The following is a 19,373-nucleotide window of genomic DNA, read 5'->3' as shown; positions in this document are numbered from 1 at the left end:
CACGCGCCCGGCCCCCGCAATTTTCGCCATGATGGCGCGGTGTTATTTCACCTGCTGCCCGTTGGCAAAGATTTCGCCGCCTTCGCGGAACTCGAACTCGCTGACCAGCGCGTCGCCACCCTCGGGGGCGGGGCGGGCGAACATCGCCAGCATCATGCGATAGCCGGCCACCTCGTCGCTGTTCAGCACGCCCAGTTGCACCAGCCGGTCGATCAGCCCGTTCACCCCCTCGATACGGGCGTTCAGCGTGCCCACCGGCTGGGTCATGTCGCCGCTCTCGGGGACCCGCAGCTCGCCCGAGCTGTCGAAGCTGGCCCCGACCGCCGACAGCGCGATCTTGTTCAGCGAGATCTCGGTCGGCTCGAAGGGGTTGGGCGTGGCGGCGTCATCGCCGGTCGCGTCCATGCCGTCGCTGCCCGCCGCATCGTCGCCCGCGGCCTCGGCCGCCCGGGCCAGCGCCGGGTCGAACAGGTCCATGGTCAGCCGCATCAGCCCGGTGACGTCGATATCCAGGCTGGCGGGGTCGCGGGGCAGCACCTTCTGGGGGTCGAACATGTCCCAGATGCCGTCGGCCAGCGACAGCCCGCCGATCGAATAGGCCAGCTTGAAGGGCGCCGGCTCGTCCGATTTCAGCACCGGCATCTGCACGTCAAAGGTGGTCTCGGCCATGGAATAGCTGATCGGCGCGGGCAGCCCGGTCACGGTGAACTCGGCCGCGGTCGAATCGATGGCGCCCTGATATTTCAGCCCGTCGGCGCCAAAGCCGAAGGAGACGTCGGTCCCCTCGACCGTATAATGCCCGGCAACGTTTTCGGGCTGGCCCTCGACGTCGGTGCCGGCCACGTCCAGTTCGAACCTTCCCGCACCGGCGGCAAGGCTGCCGCTGACATCCAGCCCGGCGCGCAGGGCCGCCGCCATGTCCGTGCCCGGGTCGGCATCCAGCGGCATCACCCCGGTCGAGGCGCCGCGCAGGTCGTTCACCACCCCCGACAGCTTGACGCGGGTCGGCCCCTCGCTGCCTTCGCTGCCGTCATCGCCGGTGCCGGCATCGTCGAGGTCGGCCAGGTCGGCCTCCAGATTCAGCCGCTCGGCCGCCATCTCGACGTCGAAGCGCATCGCGTCGGTGCGGGTCACGTTCTGGCGGCTCGTCAGGTTGGCGATGGTCAGCGTCACCGGCAGGTCGCGGGTGGTGGCGCCGGTCTGCATGGTCTGCAACGCCAGGCTCACCTCGCCCATGCGGCTGTCGTGGGTCATGTCCTCGGCCGAGCCGCTGGTGACGATCTCGCTGTCGCGCAGGGTCAGCGCGCCGGTCAGGGTGACGTCCTCGCCATCCTCGGCAAAGCGGACGCTCATCGGGATGGTGTCCGCCAGCGTGGTGCGCACCCGCCCGTCGCCGGTGGCCAGCAGCGAGATCTCGGGGGCGACGAAGCGCAGGTCCAGCTCGTCGCCGGGGGCGGCATAGGTGATCGCGACATCGCGCAGGATCAGCGTATCGCCGGCTTCCTCGCGCGTGCCCTCGGTGACGTTGTATCCGTTCGCCTGGTAATATTCGATCCAGTTCTGCCACACTTCCGCGGGCGACACGTCGCCGAATGCAGGCACCGTCAGCGCAAGGACGGCAAGGGTCGAGGTGGCGGTCCGCAAAAACATGAATCCTATCCTTTGGAATGTGTGGCGTTGCGACGCGCGGCGAACATCGCATAATCCGGCGCCGTGACCAAGGGAGGCAGTCTTGATTCAAACACACGGCCCGCAGGATGGGTTCACCACAATCACGCTGGACCGCGCGGACAAGGCCAATGCGCTGACCGCAGCGATGATCGCCGATCTGACCCAGGCGTTCCGCGCCGCCGTCGCGCAGGGCGCACGCGCGATCATGCTGACCGGGCGCGGGCGGGTGTTTTCGGCCGGCGCGGACCTGGGGGCGGCGCGGGCCGGGCTGGCGACCTCGCCCCTGTGGGAGGAGCTGTCGGCCACCATCGCCGAGGCCCCGGCGCTGACCATCGCGGCGCTGAACGGCACCGCGGCGGGGGGTGCGCTGGGGATGGTGCTGGCCTGCGACCTGCGCATCGCGGTGCCGGGGGCGAAGATCTTCTACCCGGTGATGAAGCTGGGGTTCCTGCCGCAGCCCTCGGACCCGGCGCGGCTGCGGGCGCTGGTCGGCCCGTCGCGGGCGGCGATGATCCTGATGGCCGGGCAGCGGATCGAGGCGGAGACCGCGCTGTCCTGGGGGCTGCTCGACCGCATCGTCCCCGAGGACGGGCTGGAGGCCGCGGCCCGCGAGCTGGCGGCGGATGCGCTGGCGGCGTCCTGCACGCATGTCGCGGGGATCAAGCGGCTGATCGGGGGGCGTTGAGCGCGCTGCGGTTCTTTGGGGGGCGGGTTGCGTCGTCCCCTGCCCATGCGGGCGCGGCGCAGATGGCGCGGCCGCATGGGTGTTTGGGCCAGAAAGAAGTCCCTGCCGGGTTTTAAGCGGGTGGCGCGTTGCGGCGCCCGCGCCGGACTACATCGCCGGCGGGGGGTTGGCGCGGGTCAGCACGAACGCGGCCGCCACCGCCAGGATCGACAGCTGGATCGTCCAGTAGAAGGGCGGCAGGATGAACCAGCTGATGCTGAGCCCGACCACCATGCTGGCCACCGCGATCAGCTTGACCCGCGGGTCGATGGCGCGGTGTTCCTGCCATTCGCGGATCTGCGGGCCAAGGATGCGGTGGCGCATCAGCATGTTGTGGAAGCGCGGCGACGAGCGGTTGAAGCTGAAGGCCGCCAGCAGCGCAAAGGGCACGGTGGGCAGCACCGGCAGCACCATCCCGGCAAAGGCCAGGATGACGCCCAGAACTCCGACCGTGCCCCAGAAGATCCGCATCAGTAGCGGTAATGCTCCGACTTGAAGGGGCCCGCGACGGGAACCCCGATGTAATCCGCCTGCTCTGGCCGCAGCTCGGTCAGCCGCACCCCGATCTTGTCGAGATGCAGCCGCGCCACTTTCTCGTCCAGCGCCTTGGGCAGGATATAGACGCCCGGGCGGTATTCGTCACCCTTGGTCCACAGCTCGATCTGCGCCAGTACCTGATTTGTGAAGCTGGCCGACATCACGAAGCTGGGGTGGCCGGTGGCGTTGCCGAGATTCAGCAGCCGGCCCTGGCTCAGCAGGATGATGCGGTTGCCCGAGGGCATCTCGATCAGGTCCACCTGGTCCTTGATGTTGGTCCATTTGTGGTTCTTGAGCGCGGCGACCTGGATCTCGTTGTCGAAATGGCCGATGTTGCCGACGATCGCCATGTCCTTCATCTCGCGCATGTGCTCGATGCGGATCACGTCGCGGTTGCCGGTGGTGGTGACGAAGATGTCGGCGGTGGCGGCGACGTCTTCCAGCCGCACCACCTCGAACCCGTCCATCGCCGCCTGCAGCGCGCAGATCGGGTCGATTTCGGTGACTTTCACCCGTGCGCCCGCGCCTTGCAGCGACGCGGCCGAGCCCTTGCCGACGTCGCCGTAGCCGCAGACCACCGCCACCTTGCCGGCCAGCATCACATCGGTGGCGCGGCGGATGCCGTCGACCAGCGATTCCTTGCAGCCGTATTTGTTGTCGAACTTGGACTTGGTGACGGAATCGTTGACGTTGATCGCCGGGAACGGCAGCTGCCCCTGCTTGTGCAGCTCGTAAAGCCGATGCACGCCGGTGGTGGTTTCCTCGGACACGCCGCGGATGGCGTCGCGCTGGCGGGCGAACCAGCCGGGAGTTTCGGCCATGCGCTTGCGGATCTGGGCGAACAGCGCCTCTTCCTCTTCGCTGGTGGGGGTGGCGATCAGGGCGGTCTCGCCGGCCTCGACGCGGGTGCCCAGCAGCACATACATGGTGGCGTCGCCGCCGTCGTCGAGGATCATGTTCGCCGTGCCTTCCGCGAACTGGAAGATGCGGTCGGTATAGGACCAGTATTCCTCCAGCGTTTCGCCCTTGATGGCGAACACCGGCACCCCCGATTCCGCGATGGCGGCGGCCGCATGGTCCTGGGTCGAATAGATGTTGCACGACGCCCAGCGCACATCCGCGCCCAGCGCCACCAGCGTCTCGATCAGCACGCCGGTCTGGATGGTCATGTGCAGGCTGCCGGCGATGCGCGCCCCTGCCAGCGGCTTTGCCGCGCCGTATTCCTCGCGCAGCGCCATCAGCCCCGGCATCTCGGTTTCCGCGATGTCCAGCTCCTTGCGGCCGAACGCGGCCAGCGACAGATCGCGGACGATGTGATCTTGGGGGGCAGCCTGGCTCATCTGGACCTCGCACAATGGAACTGCGGCGGCATTGTCACAGACGGGCTGCGAAAGCAACGCGGCTGCGCTCAGCCCAGCCCCACCCTGGCGTAAAGCGCGCCCGGGTCCACCCCGTCGCGATAGCCGATCCCCGAGGCGATGACGCATTGCGTGGCGTCGGCCCGTTCCAGCAGCACCGTCCAGGTGCCCATGGTGTCCGAGCCCCACAGCTGCGTGCCGTCGGCGCGGCGGGCGACCATCGCCTCCTCGAACTCGGCGCTCAGCGCGGATTGCACCACCGGCGCGGCGTCGCACCAGGGCTTGTCGCCAGCGGGGTCGGTCTCGACCGGCAGGTGGCGGGCCAGCTGGACCACCTCGGGGCCGCTCATCCCGGCGACGGCGGTCCAGCCGCGCACCAGCGCGGTCTCGGCCGGGGCGGCCAGCAGCGCCGCGCGGGCTTCCGGGACCGGCAGCACCGCCGCCGGCAGCGCTGCGGCGGCGGCGATCAGGGCGAGGGCGGGGCGCAGCAGGGGGCGCATGGGACAGGTCCTTCCTTGGGCGGTGCGGCCAGGGGGCGCAGGATCGCGCCCGGCAGCCGCATGGCTTGCAATGGGTTACCGGGAAAACGCCTCGCCCGCCGCAGGGTTCCGCCCCGCCCCGGCGCCGCGCCCTGACAGCCGCGTGAGGCGGCGGCGCTGCGGTCCCCCGGTCACAGCCGCGCGCTATCGCCAAAAGTTAACCCGGCCGAGGGTGGAAATCCTTGCGCCACCCTGCAACACTCGCGCAAAACCCCGGCGCGCGGCGGCGGCACGGAAGACCAAAGGGGGGCAGGAGATGGCCGGTTTCGTGAACAGGGCGGTCGCGGCCGCGACGGCGGGCATCCTGCTGGCCGGCCCCGCCTTGGCGCAGACCACGGGCAGCGGCTCCTCGGCCTCGTCGCCGTTCTCGGGGCTGTTTTCCGGGGCGGACCCGGTGGAAAATTCCCCCGTCGACCTGCAATTCCGCGTCAGCAACGGCGATGCCGGTCTGGAGCGGCGGCTGAGGAACGCCTCGCGCATCACCGGGGCGCTGGCCGAGGGGCGCTATACCGCGCAGGACGTGCTGGCGGCGGCGCGGGCGGATTATTCGCGGCTGCTGGGGCTGCTCTACGACGAAGGCTATTACGATTCGGTCATCGACATAAGGCTGGACGGGGTCGAGGCGGCGGGGATCGCGCCGCTGGACGCGCCGCAGATCGTGCGGCAGGTGGTGGTCACCGTGAACCCGGGCAACGCCTTTCGCTATTCGCGCGCCGATATCGCCCCGATTGCCCCCGATACCGAGCTGCCCGAGGATTACCGCGTGGGCGAGATCGCCCGCACCTCGGACATGCGCAATGCGGCCCGGCGCGGGGTGGACGGCTGGCGCGAGCACGGCCACGCCAAGGCCGATGTCGCCGCGACCGAGATCATCGCCGACCATGCGGCGCGGCGCATCGACAGCCGCATCGCGCTGACCCCCGGCCCGATGGTCCGCTTTGGCCAGCTGCACGCCACCGGCAACCAGCGGCTGAGCACGCGGCGGCTTTACAAGATCGCCGGCTTCCCCGAGGGCCAGCGCTTCGACCCCGAAAAGATCGAGACCGTCCGCCGCCGCCTGCGCCGCTCGGGCGTGTTCTCGGCGATCACCCTGGAAGAGGCCGAGGCGCTTGGCCTCGGCAACACGCTGGACGTGAACCTGACCGTGGTCGAACAGAAGCTGCGCCGCGCCGGCGCCGGGTTCGAGATCAGCAGCAACGACGGCGCCATGATCTCGGGCTACTGGATGCACCGCAACCTGCTGGGCGGGGGCGAGCGGCTGCGGGTGGATACCGAGCTGAAGGACATCGGCTCGGGCACGTCAGAGCGCGACTTCAAGGCCGGCGTGCGCATCGACCGCCCGGCGACGCTGAACCCCGACATCACCGCCTCGGTCGAGGCGCGGGGGGAAAGGCTGCGCGAAGAGGATTACGACCTGGACCTGGGGGTGTTCGGCTTTGGCCTGACCTGGCTGCCCAGCGAGCGGCTGACCGGGGAAACCAAGCTGGAATACCGCCGCTCGCGCGTGCGCGACGACAGCGGCACCACCAACTTTGAAATCCTCGCGCTGCCGACCACTGTGACCTGGGACCGCCGCGACGTGCCGACCAACGCCAAGCGCGGCTTCTGGCTGTCGGGGACGGCGACCCCGTTCACCGGGCTGGACGACACCGGCTCCGGCCTGCGGGTGGTGACCGAGGGCCGCGGCTATCGCAGCTTTGGCGAGGACGAGCGGGTGACGCTGGCCGCCCGCGCCCGCGTCGGCACCATCTGGGGTCCCGAGATCGAGGAAACCCCGCGCGACTATCTGTTCTGGTCGGGGGGCGGCGGCTCGGTCCGCGGGCAGCCGTTCGAATCGCTGGGGGTGCGCGCCATCGCCGGCGGCCCCGAGGGCACGATCCGCACCGGCGGGATGAGCGTGGCCAACGTGACCGGAGAGGTCCGCTTTCAGGTCCGCCCCCGCATCGGGGTGGTGGCCTTTGCCGACGCCGGCCGGGTCTGGGCCGACAGCGGCTTTGGCGGCGACACCGACTGGCACGCGGGCGCCGGGCTGGGGGTGCGCTACGACACCCCGGTCGGACCGCTGCGGCTGGACGTGGCCGGGCCGGTCGGCGGCGACACCGGCGAAGGGGTGCAGCTTTACCTTGGTCTGGGGCAGGCGTTCTGATGCGTAAGCTGTTTGCCGCCGCCGCGCTGGCGCTGTTCCTGCCAGTCGCCCCCCTGCCGCTGGCCGCGCAGGATGCCGCGCCGCCGCCCCCTGCCGCCGAGCAGCCCGCCGATCAGGACATCGCTGCTGCCGCCGCCGAAATCTCGGCCGAGGTCGAGGACGACCGCGGCTTCATCACCCGTTTCCTGGAACGCAACCTGTCGGGCGCCGGGCGGCAGGTGGTGATCCGCGGCTTTCAGGGGGCGCTGTCCTCGCGCGCGACCTTCGAAGAACTGACCATCGCCGACGACAAGGGCGTCTGGATTACCCTGCGCAACGGCGCGATCCAGTGGGACCGCTCGGCGCTGTTCGCCCGCCGCATCCAGATCCGCGAGCTGTCGGCCAGCGAGATCCTGCTGCCGCGCCTGCCGGGGGATCAGGGCGACGACAGCCCCACCCCCGAGGTGCGCGAATTCGCGCTGCCCACCCTACCAGTCGCGGTCGACATCGCCAGCATCGCTGCCGAGCGCGTCGAGATCGGCGAGGCGGTGATCGGCGAGGCCGCAGCCGTGCGGCTGGACGGCGCCATGAACCTGGCCGGGGGCGAAGGCACCGCCAAGCTTTCGGTCGAGCGGCTGGACGGCAAGCGCGGCCTGTTCACCGTCGATACGGGCTATTCCAACGCCACCACCAATCTGGACCTGGACCTGACGCTGGACGAGGACCGCGACGGGCTGTTCGCCAATCTGGTCGGGCTGTACGGCCGCCCCTCGGTGCGCGCGGAAATCCAGGGCAGCGGCCCCTTGCGCGATTTCGCGGCCCGGTTCCGGCTGGCCACCGACGGGCAGGACCGGGTGACCGGCCTGGCCTCGGCCCATGCCGAGCCGGGCGAGGACGGCGCCCCCGGCACCGGCTTCCGGCTGGAGCTCAGCGGCGACGTGGCCAGCCTGCTGCCGCCGGACAACCGCGCCTTTTTCGGGCCGGAATCGCTGCTGCTGGCGCAGGGCTGGCGCGGCGAGGACGGGCGGCTGTCGCTGCCGGCGCTGATGATCGACACCCAGGCGCTGAAGCTGACCGGCTCGGCCCGGATCAGCGACGAGGGCGCGCCGCAATCGCTGGTGCTGCTGATGACGCTGGGCGCGGACGCCGGCGCCACCACGCTGCCCGTGCGCCTGCCGCTGCAGGGCGACCCCGAGGTCCGCTCGGGCAGCCTGCAGATCAGCTATGACGCGGAAAAGGGCGACGAATGGACCCTGCGCGGCCGCATCGAGGAGCTGGCGACCGGCGGCAACCGCATCGGCGCGCTGCTGCTGGACGGCGGCGGCAGCGTGGAACTGGCGGGCGACGAGCTGCGCGAGGTGCTGGGCCGCATCAGCTTCGGCGCCGAGGGGCTGGCGCTGGCCGACCCCGGGCTGCAGGCCGCGCTGGGGCAGGGCATCCACGGCGACACCGGCTTTGAGTTCGCCCCGGGCAATGCGCTTGAGCTTGCCGGTTTCAGCCTGTCGGGCCGCGATTTCGGGCTGTTCGGCGACATCCGCGCCGACGGGCTGCGGTCCGGGATCACCATCTCGGGGGCGCTGGATGCGGCCTATGAGGATGCCTCGCATCTGTCCACCCTGGCCGGGCGGCCGCTGAGCGGGCAGATTTCGGCCGAGATTTCCGGGCTGTATACGGTGCTGTCGCGCGGCTTCGACGCCGAGCTGACCGTGAACGGGCTGGACGTGACCGTCGATCAGGAACAGCTGGACCGGCTGCTGGCAGACGAAACCACCATCACCGCCAGCGCCCGCCGCGACGAAACCGGAATCGAGCTGCGCGAGCTGTCGGTCGATGCGCAGCGGCTGGTGGCGCAGGCGCACGGGACGATCAGCTCCACCGCCACCGACCTGCGGGCCTCGCTGCGGCTGGCCAGCCTGACCGACGCCGACCCCGCCATGGCCGGCTCGCTGACCGCCGAGGCCGCGGTGACCGGCGCCCCCGGCGCCCGCCGGGTGACGCTGACCGGCGAGGCGGCGGATCTGGTGCTGGGCATCGCCGAACTGGACCGTGCCCTGCAGGGCCGCACCGACCTGGACGTTGCCGCGCAGGAACGCGAGGACGGCTTCGTGGTCGAGCGTTTCCGGCTGGGCAACCCGCAGCTCACCGCCGAGGGCCAGGGCAGTTTCGGCACCGAGCTTGACGCCGCGTTCACGCTGGACATCCCCAGCCTGACCGCGCTGCGCCCCGAGTTTTCCGGCGCCCTGCACGCTACCGCCCGCGCCACCGGGCAGGCGGGAGAGCGCCGCATCGAGGTCACGGGCAGCGGCGAGGATCTGCGGCTGGGCCAGCAGGATCTGGACGGCGCGCTGACCGGCACCACCGATTTCCGCCTTGCCGCCCTGCAAAGGGGCGATGTGATCACAATCGACGAGTTGCGGCTGACCAACGCGCAGATGGCGGCGAATGTCGCCGGGGTCTGGGGCGACAACGTCGCCGACCTTGCCGGCCATGCCGAGATCCGCTCGCTCGCCGCCTTCGGGCGCGGCTGGCGCGGGGCGCTGGAACTGGACGGCAGCCTGCGCGACGACGGCACGGGGCAGCGGCTGTTCCAGCTGGACGGCACCGGCCAGGATCTGTCGCTGGGGCAGGACGCCGTGGACGGCGCGCTGGCGGGCGAGACGCGGCTGTCGGTGCGGGGCAGCCAACGCGGCGAGGTCATCACCATCGAGCGCGCGGTGCTGGACAACGCCAGCGCCTCGGCCGATGTCGCGGGCACCATCGGCAACGGCCAGACCAATATCTCCGGCAAGCTGGACCTGCGCGACCTGTCGGCCTTTGGCATGGGCTGGCGCGGGTCCTTTGCCGCGACCGGCAGCTTTGCCGACGATGGCACCGGGGTGCGGCGACTGGCGGTGGACGGGCTGGGCCGGGACCTGTCGCTGGGACAGGCGCAGGCCGACGCGGCCCTGGCGGGCGAGACCCGGCTGACCCTGCGCGGGTCCGAGCGTGCCGGCGTGCTGACGCTGGAGCAGGCGGTGCTGGACAACCCCAGGCTGCACGCCACCGCGCAGGGGACGCTGGGCGGCGGCGGCACCGATGTGACGGCCGATCTGCGCGCCGACAGCCTGGCCTTCCTGGGCAACGGCATCGGCGGCTCGGTCACCGCCACGGGGCGGCTGACCGACACGCAAGGGGGGCGGCGGATCACCGCCAACGGGCAGGCCGACGGTCTGCGCGTCGGCAATCCTCAGGCCGACCTGCTGCTGGCCGGGACCACGATCTTTGACCTGGCGGCGGTGCTGCCCGCGCGCGGGCCGGTCGCGATCGAGCGGCTGAATGCCCGCAACGGCCAGCTGAGCATCCGCGCCGAGGGTTCGGCCCAGGCGCTGAACCTGGACGCCTCGCTGGCCAATCTGGCGCTGCTGGTGCCGGGGCTGCCGGGCGCGGCCACGGTGACCGGCAGCGTGCGGCAGGGGGCCGGCGGCTATGCGCTGGACCTGGCGGCGACCGCGCCGGGCGGCACCCGCGCCACCATCGCGGGCACGGCGGCGGCGGACCTGTCCACCGCCGATATCCGCGTGGCCGGGGTCAGCGACGCGGCGCTGGTCAACCCGATGCTGCGCACCCGCTCGGTCGAGGGGCCGGTGAATTTCGACCTGCGGCTGAACGGGCGCCCGGCGCTGGAAAACCTGTCGGGGCAGGTGCGGCTGCCGGGGGCGCGGCTGGCCGACCCCAACCTGGGGCTGCGGGTGGAAAACCTGACCGGCACCGCCGATATCGCCGGGGGCGTGGTGTCCATCGACGCGACCGCGGCGGTGGCGGCGGGGGGCACGCTGCGGGTGACCGGCCCGGTGGACCTGCGCGGGGGGGCGATTTCGCTGGACCTGCGCGCGGTGCTGCAGCGGGTGGTGCTGCGCGACCCCAATCTTTACGAAACCATCGTGGACGGCGCGGTCTCGATCACCGGCAATCCCGCCGACGGGCCGCTGGTCACGGGCGAGGTCAACCTGGGCCCGACCGAGTTCCGCATCCCGACCAGCAGCCTGGGCGGGCACCCGATCCCCGACATGGTGCATCTGAACGACGGCGCCGAGGTGCGGGCGACGCGGGCCAAGGCCGGGCTGTTGCCCTTTGCCAGCGCCGACGCCCGCATCGCCGGGATGGTGGCCCCCGCCGCCACCCCGCCCGCCAACCCGGCGCGGCTGGACCTGACCATCAACGCGCCGAACCAGGTCTTCGTCCGCGGCCGCGGCGTCGATGCCGAGCTGGGCGGCCAGATCCGCCTGACCGGCACCGCCCGCAACATGGTCCCCATCGGCCAGCTGGAACTGATCCGCGGCCGCGTCGACCTGCTGGGCCGCCGCTTCACCCTGACCGAGGGGCTGATCGAGCTGCAGGGCTCGATGGTGCCGGTGCTGCGGCTGGTGGCCGAAACCACACGCGACGCGATCACCACCCGCATCATCATCGACGGCGACCTGCGCGACCCGGAAATCCGCTTTGAATCCGTTCCCGGGATGCCCGAGGAAGAGGTGCTGTCGCAGCTGCTGTTCGGGCGCGGCCTGGACAGCATCTCGGCCCTGCAGGCGGCGCAGCTGGCCAATGCGGTGGCGGTGCTGGCCGGCCGCGGCGGCGAGGGGCTGGTCGGCAACCTGCGCAACGCCGCCGGTCTGGACGACCTCGACCTGACCACCGACGAGGACGGGCAGATCTCGGTCCGGGCCGGGCGCTACCTGTCGCGCAACCTCTACACCGACGTCGAGGTCGACGCCGAGGGCAAGTCGCGCATCAACCTGAACCTTGACGTGAACGACGCGGTGACCGCCCGCGGCTCGGTCAGCAGCGAGGGCGAAAGCACCATCGGCATCTTCTACGAACGCGACTATTGAAAAACCCCGCCCCGGCGGCAGCCGGGACGGGGGGTGAGGGAGGCCGAGAGGGAAGCAGCCGCCCCCGCCGGGCGGTTCAGAAATCCATCTTCACGCCCAGGGTCACGGTCCGCCCGGGGGCGTAGATAGGCTGCACGCCGCGCGGGTCGAACTGGACGTAGCTGGACCGCTCGTAATAGGTCTCGTCCAGCAGGTTATCGACATTCAGGTGAACCGCGATGTTCTGGTAGTTCTGCGGTCGCCATTCGCCATACACATTGACCACAGTATAGGAGTCGTGCTCCTCGAACCCGGCTGCCCGCATCTCGGCAGTGGACAGCTTTCCCGCCCACTCGAGCGTGGCCCCGACCTTGAGATTGTACTGCGGGATCTCCTGGTCGACGAACAGCGTCGCCAGCTTACCCACCGGCACCACGGTCCCGCCCTGCGGCAGGATGCCGTTGCCGTCATAGCTCACGTCCGCCTTGGTGAAGCTGGCGCCGACACGCCCGGTCCCCCAGCTGTAGTTCCCTTGCAGGGTAAAGCCTTTGCTGCGGTATTCCTCGGCATTTTCCAGCCGGTAGTCGCCCGGCGTCGGGCTGGTCGGGCGGGCTGTGTCATAGATGCCCAGCCCCCGCAGCCTGGTGTCGAAGAAGGTCAGGTTCCCGGTCCAGTCGCCTTGGTTGACGTTCAGCCCGACCTTGGCGTTGGTAGCCGTGGCCGGCTCGAAATCGGGATCCACGCCGAAATCGGCCTCGCGCGCGTGCAGCAGCCCGTATTCGCCGATGCTGTAGCCCAGCCAGGTCCGCGACGCGCCGCCGAAGACCTCATATCCTTCAGCGAACTCATAGGCCACGGTGCCGTTCACGCTAGCGCCGCTGTCGGTGTGGCGCGCGCCGTTCCAGTCAGTGAAACGGTGGTGGTCCAGCCGCAGGCCGGTGGACAGGTCGATGCCGTTGTCGAACTCGAAACGACCCTGGACGAAGGCGCCGATCTGCATGGTCTCGATCGACCACAGCCGGCGGTTGGTGGCACCGTAATTGTCGATGTCATAATCGTCATAGGCCCAGTCCAGTCCGGCGGTGATCTTGCCCTGGCCCATGGTGTAGGTGTTCTTCAGCACCCCGCCGACGGAATGCGAATCCAGGATCATGTCGCCGTTGAAGCCCGTGGCATAGTCGTTACGCCAGTATTCGTTGCGGGCGAAATACAGCATCGCTTCGGGATCCCAGATATCGGTGGGCGCGGTCGAGCTGTATCTCAGCGACACGGTGCTGCGCGTCACTTTCAGCGGATAGACATTGCGATCGACCGGCCGCTCGGGGCTGGTCGGATACAGGTCCATGTTCATCTTGATGACGCGATCGGCGTCGTCCTTGCTGTATTCATAGGCCAGCTCGACGCGATGGCTGTCGACCTCGTAGCCCAGCTTGGCCACGGCGCCCTGGGTCGCCGGCTCGCTGCCCAGAACCTCGTAGCCGTCGCCGTTCTCGTAGTTCTTGCCGTTGGCGGCGTGGAGCATCACGAACCAGTCGAAGCCGGCATGGATCCCGTAACCGGCAAGTGAGCCCGCAACGCCGCGCCCGTTCGAGCCATAGGAGAGGCCCGCCCGGCCGCCCTGGGTGCGGCCATCGGTCAGCATGTCGCGCGCGCCGACGGTTTCATAGCGCAACGCCCCGGCCGCCGCGGCGAAACCGGCATCGGCAGCGGCGGCCCCTGCCTCGACCTCGACCGACCTCAGGAACGCCGGGTCAATCACGTTCGAGCCGGTATGGTGCCAGCTGGTGACGCCCTGCGGCACCCCGTCCACGGTCACGGCGAGGTTCGACTGTTCCATCCCGAACACGTGGATGCGCTTGGACGGGCCGGCGCCGCCCGAAACGGTGACCGCCGATTCGCGGGCGAACAGCTCGGACGGATCGGCGGGTTGCAGCGCCTCGATGTCCTCGCGGGTGACGACCACGCCGCCGGTGGCCTCGATGTTTTCCTCGCCGTCGGCGACCAGCGTGATCGGGGCCAGGACGATCGGCGCGCCGGTGGGGGGCTCTTGCGCGAGCGCCGCGCTTTGGACCAGCGCCAGGGTCGAGACCCCCGCCAGCGGCAACAGTCGGTGAATCAGCATGACTTCCCTCGTCGTTGTGATGGAAGGCGTGGCTGGAAACCCGTAGCTGCGTATTCCTGATTGATTGTGTCAGATACAGATGCAACGGACGCGACGCAAGAAATTCCTGCAAGCGCGGAACCCGGCTGATTTCCGCCGGTTAGGGCTGCGTGCGGCGGCGTTTCGTTGCCGTCCGGCGCCGGACCCAGCGGCAATCTTGCGGCCATGGGGGGCATTCACTAATGGTCGCGGGCGGTTGTGAAATTGCAGGCAGGATTCGGGTGAAGCGGCGTTATTTCCTGGGCAGCATGACAGCGGCGTTTGCGGGCGCCGCCCTGTCGCCGCAACTGGCGGCGGCGCAGGATGCGGCGCTGGACGCCGCACCCGCCCCGGCCCCCGACCCCTTCGGCTTCGAAGAGGTGGCGCGGATCGCCGGCGACCTGGCGCGCGCGCCTTATGTCGAGCCGCCCTCGACCCTGGCCGCGCCCTTTGCCGATCTGGGCTATGACGCCTATCGCGGCATCCGCTTTCGCCGCGACGCCGACCCCTGGGCCGGGATCCCCGGCTTTGGCCTGGACCTGCTGCCGCCGGGGATGCTGTTCACCCGTCCGGTGCGCATCAACCTTGTGGACAAGGGCGTGGCGCGGCCGCTGCCCTTCGACCCCTCGGTCTTCGACTTCGACGCCAACAGCTTTCCGCCCGACGCCGCGCAGATGCCGGCCGGCGACATGGGCTGGTCGGGGTTCCGGCTGCGTTCGGCGCTGAACCGGCCGGGCTATCTGGACGAACTCGCGGTGTTTCAGGGCGCCAGCTATTTCCGCGTGCTGGGGCGGGGCAACCGCTACGGGCTGTCGGGGCGCGGGCTGGCCCTTGGCACCGCCAGCCCCGAGGGCGAGGAGTTTCCCGCCTTTGACGAGTTCTGGATCCACACCCCCGACACCGATGCGGGCACCGTCACCGTGCACGCGCTGCTCAACAGCCGCTCGGTCGCCGGCGCGTTCGAGTTCGTGATCCAGGGCGGCACCGACACGCTGGTCGCCACCCGCGCCGCGCTGATTCCGCGCCGGGACCTGACCGAGGTGGGGATCGCGCCGCTGACCTCGATGTTCTGGTTCGGGCCGGGCGACCGCGGCAATTTCGACGACTATCGCCCGGCGGTCCACGACAGCGACGGGCTGCAGATGCTGACCGGCACCGGGCAGCAGCTGTGGCGGGTGCTGGCCAACCCGGCGACGCTGCAGATGTCGGCCTTTGCCGACCGCGATCCGCATGGGTTCGGGCTGATGCAGCGCGGCCGCGACTTTGCGCTCTACCAGGACGCCGAGGCGCGGTACGAGCTGCGCCCCTCGGCCTGGATCGAGCCACTGGGCGGCTGGGGCGAAGGCTCGGTGGTGCTGGTCGAGATCCCGCTGCATTCCGAGTTCCACGACAACATCGTGTCCTTCTGGCGCCCCGCGCAGCCGCTGGCCGCCGGGGTGCGCCATGATTTCGCCTATGTGCAGCATTTCGGCGCCGCCCCGGGCGAAGGTCCGCCGGTGGCGCGGGTGGTGCAGACCCGCTCGGGCCGGGCGATCAACGCCGAAGGGGCGCGCAGCTTCATCATCGACTTCGAACTGGCGGCGTTCGAGGGGCAGCCCGATCCGGTGGCGGTGGTCAGCGCCTCGGCTGGCACGGTGGAGCATCCCTATGTGATCCGCCTGCCCGAACAGGGGCTGATGCGGCTGGCCTTCGAGTTCCGCCCCGAGCGTGCCAACCTGGCCGAGCTGAGCGCCCGGCTCGAGGTCGACGACTACGCGGTCAGCGAAAGCTGGCTGTTCCGCTGGACGAGGGAATGACGCGGTGGCGCGCCTGCCGCCCGACAGACCGGCCGCGCCGGCCGGCCGGGCCAGCCCGGCGGCGCCGGGGCAGGACGAGTCCGGCCCGGATGGCGCCGCAAGCCGCGCGGGGGCGATGATGTCCGCCATGCCGCTCAACCCGGCGCCCCTGCCGGGGGCGCCGCTGCCGACGATGCTGCCGCCGGTGCCGCCGGAATCGCCGCTGCCGATGCCAGTGCAGGATTTCCGCGCCCTGCCCCCGCCCGAGGCCGGCCCCGCCGGCACCATCGGCCGCGCCCCCCCGCGCCCCGAGGTGCTGGCCGCCCGCACCATCGTCTTTGGCGGCACCGCGCTGATCTCGGCCATCGGCTGCTGGCAGATGCTGGTGGTCTTCGGCAGCGAGATCCAGCCGCTGCAATGGCTGCTGCTGGTCCTGTTCACCCTGACCTTCGGCTGGATCGGCTTCAGCTTCTGCTCGCTTCTGTCCGGGCTGGTGGCGCGGCCGCCGGTCACGCCCGCGGACCCCGGCGCCGCTCGCATCGCCATCGTGATGCCGGTCTATCACGAGGACCCGGCCGACAGCCTCGCGCTGCTTGGGGCCCTGGCCGACGAGTTGGCGGCCGAAGGCATGGCTGGCCGCGCCGAGATCTTCGTGCTGTCCGACAGCCACGACCCCGAGGTGTTCGCCGCCGAGACGCTGGCGGTGGCGACGCTGCGCGAGACCTGCCCGCTGCCGGTCTGGTATCGCCGCCGCCCGCTCAACACCGGCCGCAAGCCCGGCAATATCGCTGATTTCATCCGCCGCTGGGGCGGGCGCTACGACCAGATGGTGGTGCTGGACGCCGACAGCGTGGTCAGCGGCCGCATGGTCGCGGAAATGAGCGCGCGGATGTCGGCCGATCCGGCGCTGGCGCTGATCCAGACCATCCCGATGCTGGTCGGCGGGCAGACGCTGTTTTCGCGGGTGATCCAGTTCGCCGGCCGCGTCTATGGCCCGCCCATCGCCCGCGGCGTCGCCGCCTGGTCGGGCGACAACGGCAATTTCTGGGGCCATAACGCGATGATCCGCGTGGATGCGTTCGCCGCCTGCTGCGGCCTGCCCGATCTGCCCGGCGCGCCCCCGTTCGGCGGCTCGGTCCTGTCGCATGATTTCGTCGAGGCCGCGCTGCTGCGCCGCGCCGGGTGGAAGGTGCGGCTGGACTGGGACCTGCGCGCCAGCTACGAGGGCAGCCCCCCCACCCTGCTGGACATGGCGCTGCGCGAGCGCCGCTGGGCGCAGGGCAACCTGCAGCACCTGCGGCTGCTGGGCGCGCGCGGCTTTACCGCCGTCAGCCGGGTGCATTTCATCGTCGGCATCCTCGGGTTCCTGATGAGCCCGATCTGGCTGGCCATGATCCTGGTCGGGCTGGCGCTGACCGCCAACGTGATCCTGTCGCGGCCGGAGTATTTCCCACACAGCTACCAGCTGTTCCCCGACTGGCCGACCTTCGATTCCCGGCGGATGATCTGGATCTTTGCCGCCTCGATGACGCTGCTGCTGCTGCCCAAGCTGGTCGCGGTGATCCGGGCCTGGAGCAGGCCGCTCGCCTCGAACGCCGGCGGCCGCTCACGCGTGCTGGCCAGCGCGCTGTTTGAAACCGTGATGTCGGCGTTGATCGCCCCGGTGCAGATGCTGATCCAGACCCGCCAGATCGCCGAGATCCTGCAGGGGCGCAACTCGGGTTGGGAAAGCCAGGTGCGCAAGGGGGTGATGCCACCCTGGGGGCTGGTGCTGCGCCGCCATGCCATCCACGTCCTGTCGGGGCTGGCCACGCTGGTGGTGGTGGCGATGCTGTCGCCGGGGTTGGGGATCTGGCTGTCGCCGATCCTGGCCGGGCTGATCCTGTCGCCCGCGATCTCGCGCTGGACGGCCTCGCCGGTGTTCGGCCGCTGGGCGCGGATGGCCGGGCTGCTGGTCACGCCCGAGGAACGCAACCCGCCCGAGGTGATGGCCGCCGCCGTCGCCCATGCGCGGCGGCTGCGCCAGGCCGAGGGCTCGACCGCGCTGCTGGGCCGCGACCCGCAGGCGATGGCGCGCCATGTCGCAATGCTGCCGCCGGTCCCCGAACTGCCGCCGGCCGAGCGGCTGCCCGCGATCTCGGCCGCCGCCAAGATCGCCGCGGCGGATTCGCAGGCGCAGGCGCTTGGCTTTCTTGACCGCAGCGAACGCGCGGCGCTGCTGTCGGACCCGGAACTGCTGCAACGCTGGGCGGCCCTGCCGGCATGAAGCGGGTTCTGGCGCTGGATATGCTGCGCGGCTACGCGCTGGTCTGCATCATGCTGGACCACATGCCGCTGGGCTATCTGCGGCAGGTGACGCTGACCAATTTCGCGCTTTACGACGCGGCCGAGCTGTTCGTGCTGCTGTCGGGGTTCCTGGTCGGGCTGGTCTGGATCAAGGTCGAGGCCGAATCCGGCCTGCGCACCGCGCAGTGGCGGTTTGTCCGCCGCGCCGGGCAGGTGTGGCTGGCGCTGGTGCTGGGCGGCATCCTGCTGGCGCTGGTGTCGCGCGGGCTGCTCGAGGCCGGGCTGCCGCACAAGGCGATCTGGAACCGCTATGCCGAATGGGTGATCGAGGCGCCGCTGAACTATGCCGCGGTGCTGGCGGTGATGTGGCTGCAGCCCAACCTGCTGGATGTGCTGGCGCTTTACGTGGTGCTGCTGGCCTCGGCGCCGGTGCTGGTGCCGCTGCTGCTGCGCTGGCCCTGGGCGTTTGCCGCCGGATCGCTGGCGCTGTGGTGGGTGGCAGTGCCGCTGAACGCCATGCTGCCCAACCACCGGGTGCAGGGCGGGCTGCTGTTCAACCCCTTCGGCTGGCAGCTGCTGTTCTACAGCGGCGTGGCGATGGGGGCGTTCCGCCACCGCTTCATGCCGGTGCTGCGCCGCCATTCCGGCTGGCTGACCGCGGTGTCCGCGGTAATCACCCTGTGGTCGCTGGCCATGGTGGCGCTGTGGCGGCTGGGCCCCGAGGGCAAGCAGCTGGCCGACACGATGTGGGAGATGGTCGGGCGGGTCGACAAATGGTCGCTGGCCGGGGCCCGCTTTGTGGCGATCATGGCGGCGAGCTGGCTGGTGGCAGTGCCGCTGGCGGGCATCTTCGCCTGGATGGCGGCAAGCCCGCCCGGGCGGGCGCTGGCCCGGATCGGCCGCGGCGGGCTGCTGGCCTTTGTCGCCTGCGTGATGCTGTCGGTGCTGGGCGATGCGGTGGCGGGTGCACTGCCCCGGACCATTCCCGCGCGGCTGGCAGTCGATCTGTGGACGATCGCGATCCTGTGGCTGTGCGCGGACCTGTGGCTGACGCTGCGCGAACGCCGCGCGCGCCGGGCAAGGCCCGGGCCCCCGGGGAGGCGGGACTCGATGTCGCGGGGGTCCGCCTCCTAACGCCCCAGGCCGCGAGGGCCCGCATCCTCCGGATCAGCGCCTAGGCTGCGGACTCATAATTCCGCATCCAGAGCCTTGAGCATGCCATGAGGACGGCGGCGAGGTAGTTTTGCGCTGTCTTTTCATATCTGGTGGCGATCTTTCGGAACTGCTTGAGCTTGGAGAAGAACCTCTCCACGAGGTTGCGCTGGCGGTAGAGGACCGGATCGACCTGCCGCTGCACCTTGCGGTCGCGTT

At 70.4% G+C, this 19,373-nt stretch carries 12 protein-coding genes; 6 read left to right on the top strand and 6 right to left on the bottom strand.

Annotated features, from left to right (window positions below):
* Positions 1-42 precede the first annotated feature (42 nt).
* Positions 43-1,650 (bottom strand): DUF2125 domain-containing protein, encoded by a 1,608-nt coding sequence (locus tag BUB57_RS11985; RefSeq protein WP_073067318.1) that lies wholly within the window; start codon positions 1,648-1,650, stop codon positions 43-45.
* Positions 1,651-1,735: 85 nt separating this feature from the next.
* On the opposite strand from BUB57_RS11985, the gene BUB57_RS11980 reads away from it, so the two are divergent.
* Positions 1,736-2,356, top strand: a complete 621-nt coding sequence (locus tag BUB57_RS11980; RefSeq protein WP_073067553.1) for an enoyl-CoA hydratase/isomerase family protein — start codon at positions 1,736-1,738, stop codon at positions 2,354-2,356.
* A gap of 147 nt (positions 2,357-2,503) precedes the next feature.
* Here the strand turns inward: BUB57_RS11980 and BUB57_RS11975 are convergent, their stop codons facing one another.
* The 3 genes from BUB57_RS11975 to BUB57_RS11965 form a co-directional block, all read right to left on the bottom strand.
* Positions 2,504-2,866 carry a YbaN family protein gene (locus BUB57_RS11975; RefSeq protein ID WP_073067316.1) on the bottom strand — a complete coding sequence of 121 codons (363 nt, stop codon included), beginning with the start codon at positions 2,864-2,866 and terminating at the stop codon, positions 2,504-2,506.
* Positions 2,866-4,272, bottom strand: a complete 1,407-nt coding sequence (ahcY, locus tag BUB57_RS11970; RefSeq protein ID WP_073067314.1) for an adenosylhomocysteinase — start codon at positions 4,270-4,272, stop codon at positions 2,866-2,868. The genes BUB57_RS11975 and ahcY overlap by 1 nt, the downstream gene beginning before the upstream one ends.
* Before the next feature lie 68 nt (positions 4,273-4,340).
* Complete coding sequence (locus BUB57_RS11965) at positions 4,341-4,790, bottom strand: hypothetical protein (protein WP_084732118.1); 450 nt, start codon at positions 4,788-4,790, stop codon at positions 4,341-4,343.
* Positions 4,791-5,085: 295 nt separating this feature from the next.
* Between BUB57_RS11965 and BUB57_RS11960 the strand changes: the two genes are divergently transcribed.
* Both BUB57_RS11960 and BUB57_RS17265 read left to right on the top strand, forming a co-directional pair.
* On the top strand, positions 5,086-6,975 hold the full coding sequence (locus tag BUB57_RS11960) for an autotransporter assembly complex protein TamA (protein ID WP_073067312.1): 1,890 nt from the start codon (positions 5,086-5,088) through the stop codon (positions 6,973-6,975).
* Positions 6,975-11,822, top strand: a complete 4,848-nt coding sequence (locus BUB57_RS17265) for a translocation/assembly module TamB domain-containing protein (RefSeq protein WP_073067310.1) — start codon at positions 6,975-6,977, stop codon at positions 11,820-11,822. The genes BUB57_RS11960 and BUB57_RS17265 overlap by 1 nt, the downstream gene beginning before the upstream one ends.
* A gap of 76 nt (positions 11,823-11,898) precedes the next feature.
* Here BUB57_RS17265 and BUB57_RS11950 read toward each other — a convergent pair whose 3' ends face one another.
* Positions 11,899-13,923 carry a TonB-dependent receptor domain-containing protein gene (locus BUB57_RS11950; RefSeq protein WP_073067308.1) on the bottom strand — a complete coding sequence of 675 codons (2,025 nt, stop codon included), beginning with the start codon at positions 13,921-13,923 and terminating at the stop codon, positions 11,899-11,901.
* A gap of 260 nt (positions 13,924-14,183) precedes the next feature.
* Between BUB57_RS11950 and BUB57_RS11945 the strand changes: the two genes are divergently transcribed.
* From BUB57_RS11945 to opgC, 3 genes are read left to right on the top strand one after another with little or no spacing between them, the layout of a single operon-like run.
* Entirely contained in the window at positions 14,184-15,737 is a 1,554-nt protein-coding gene (locus BUB57_RS11945) for an OpgD/OpgG family glucan biosynthesis protein (RefSeq protein WP_073067306.1), read from the top strand.
* Between the two features lie 4 nt (positions 15,738-15,741).
* Positions 15,742-17,982, top strand: a complete 2,241-nt coding sequence (gene mdoH / locus BUB57_RS11940; protein ID WP_234952065.1) for a glucans biosynthesis glucosyltransferase MdoH — start codon at positions 15,742-15,744, stop codon at positions 17,980-17,982.
* A complete protein-coding gene (opgC, locus tag BUB57_RS11935; RefSeq protein ID WP_073067304.1) occupies positions 17,979-19,136 on the top strand; it encodes an OpgC domain-containing protein in 1,158 nt (385 codons plus the stop codon). Before mdoH ends, opgC begins: the two co-directional genes overlap by 4 nt.
* A gap of 40 nt (positions 19,137-19,176) precedes the next feature.
* On the opposite strand, the gene BUB57_RS11930 is transcribed toward opgC, so the two are convergent.
* Positions 19,177-19,373 (bottom strand): transposase (locus BUB57_RS11930; protein ID WP_143159717.1); only part of this gene is annotated, 197 nt, incomplete at its 5' end.

The organism is Paracoccus solventivorans (assembly GCF_900142875.1).
Classification (GTDB): domain Bacteria; phylum Pseudomonadota; class Alphaproteobacteria; order Rhodobacterales; family Rhodobacteraceae; genus Paracoccus; species Paracoccus solventivorans.
This window is presented reverse-complemented; position numbering and strand designations above follow the sequence as displayed.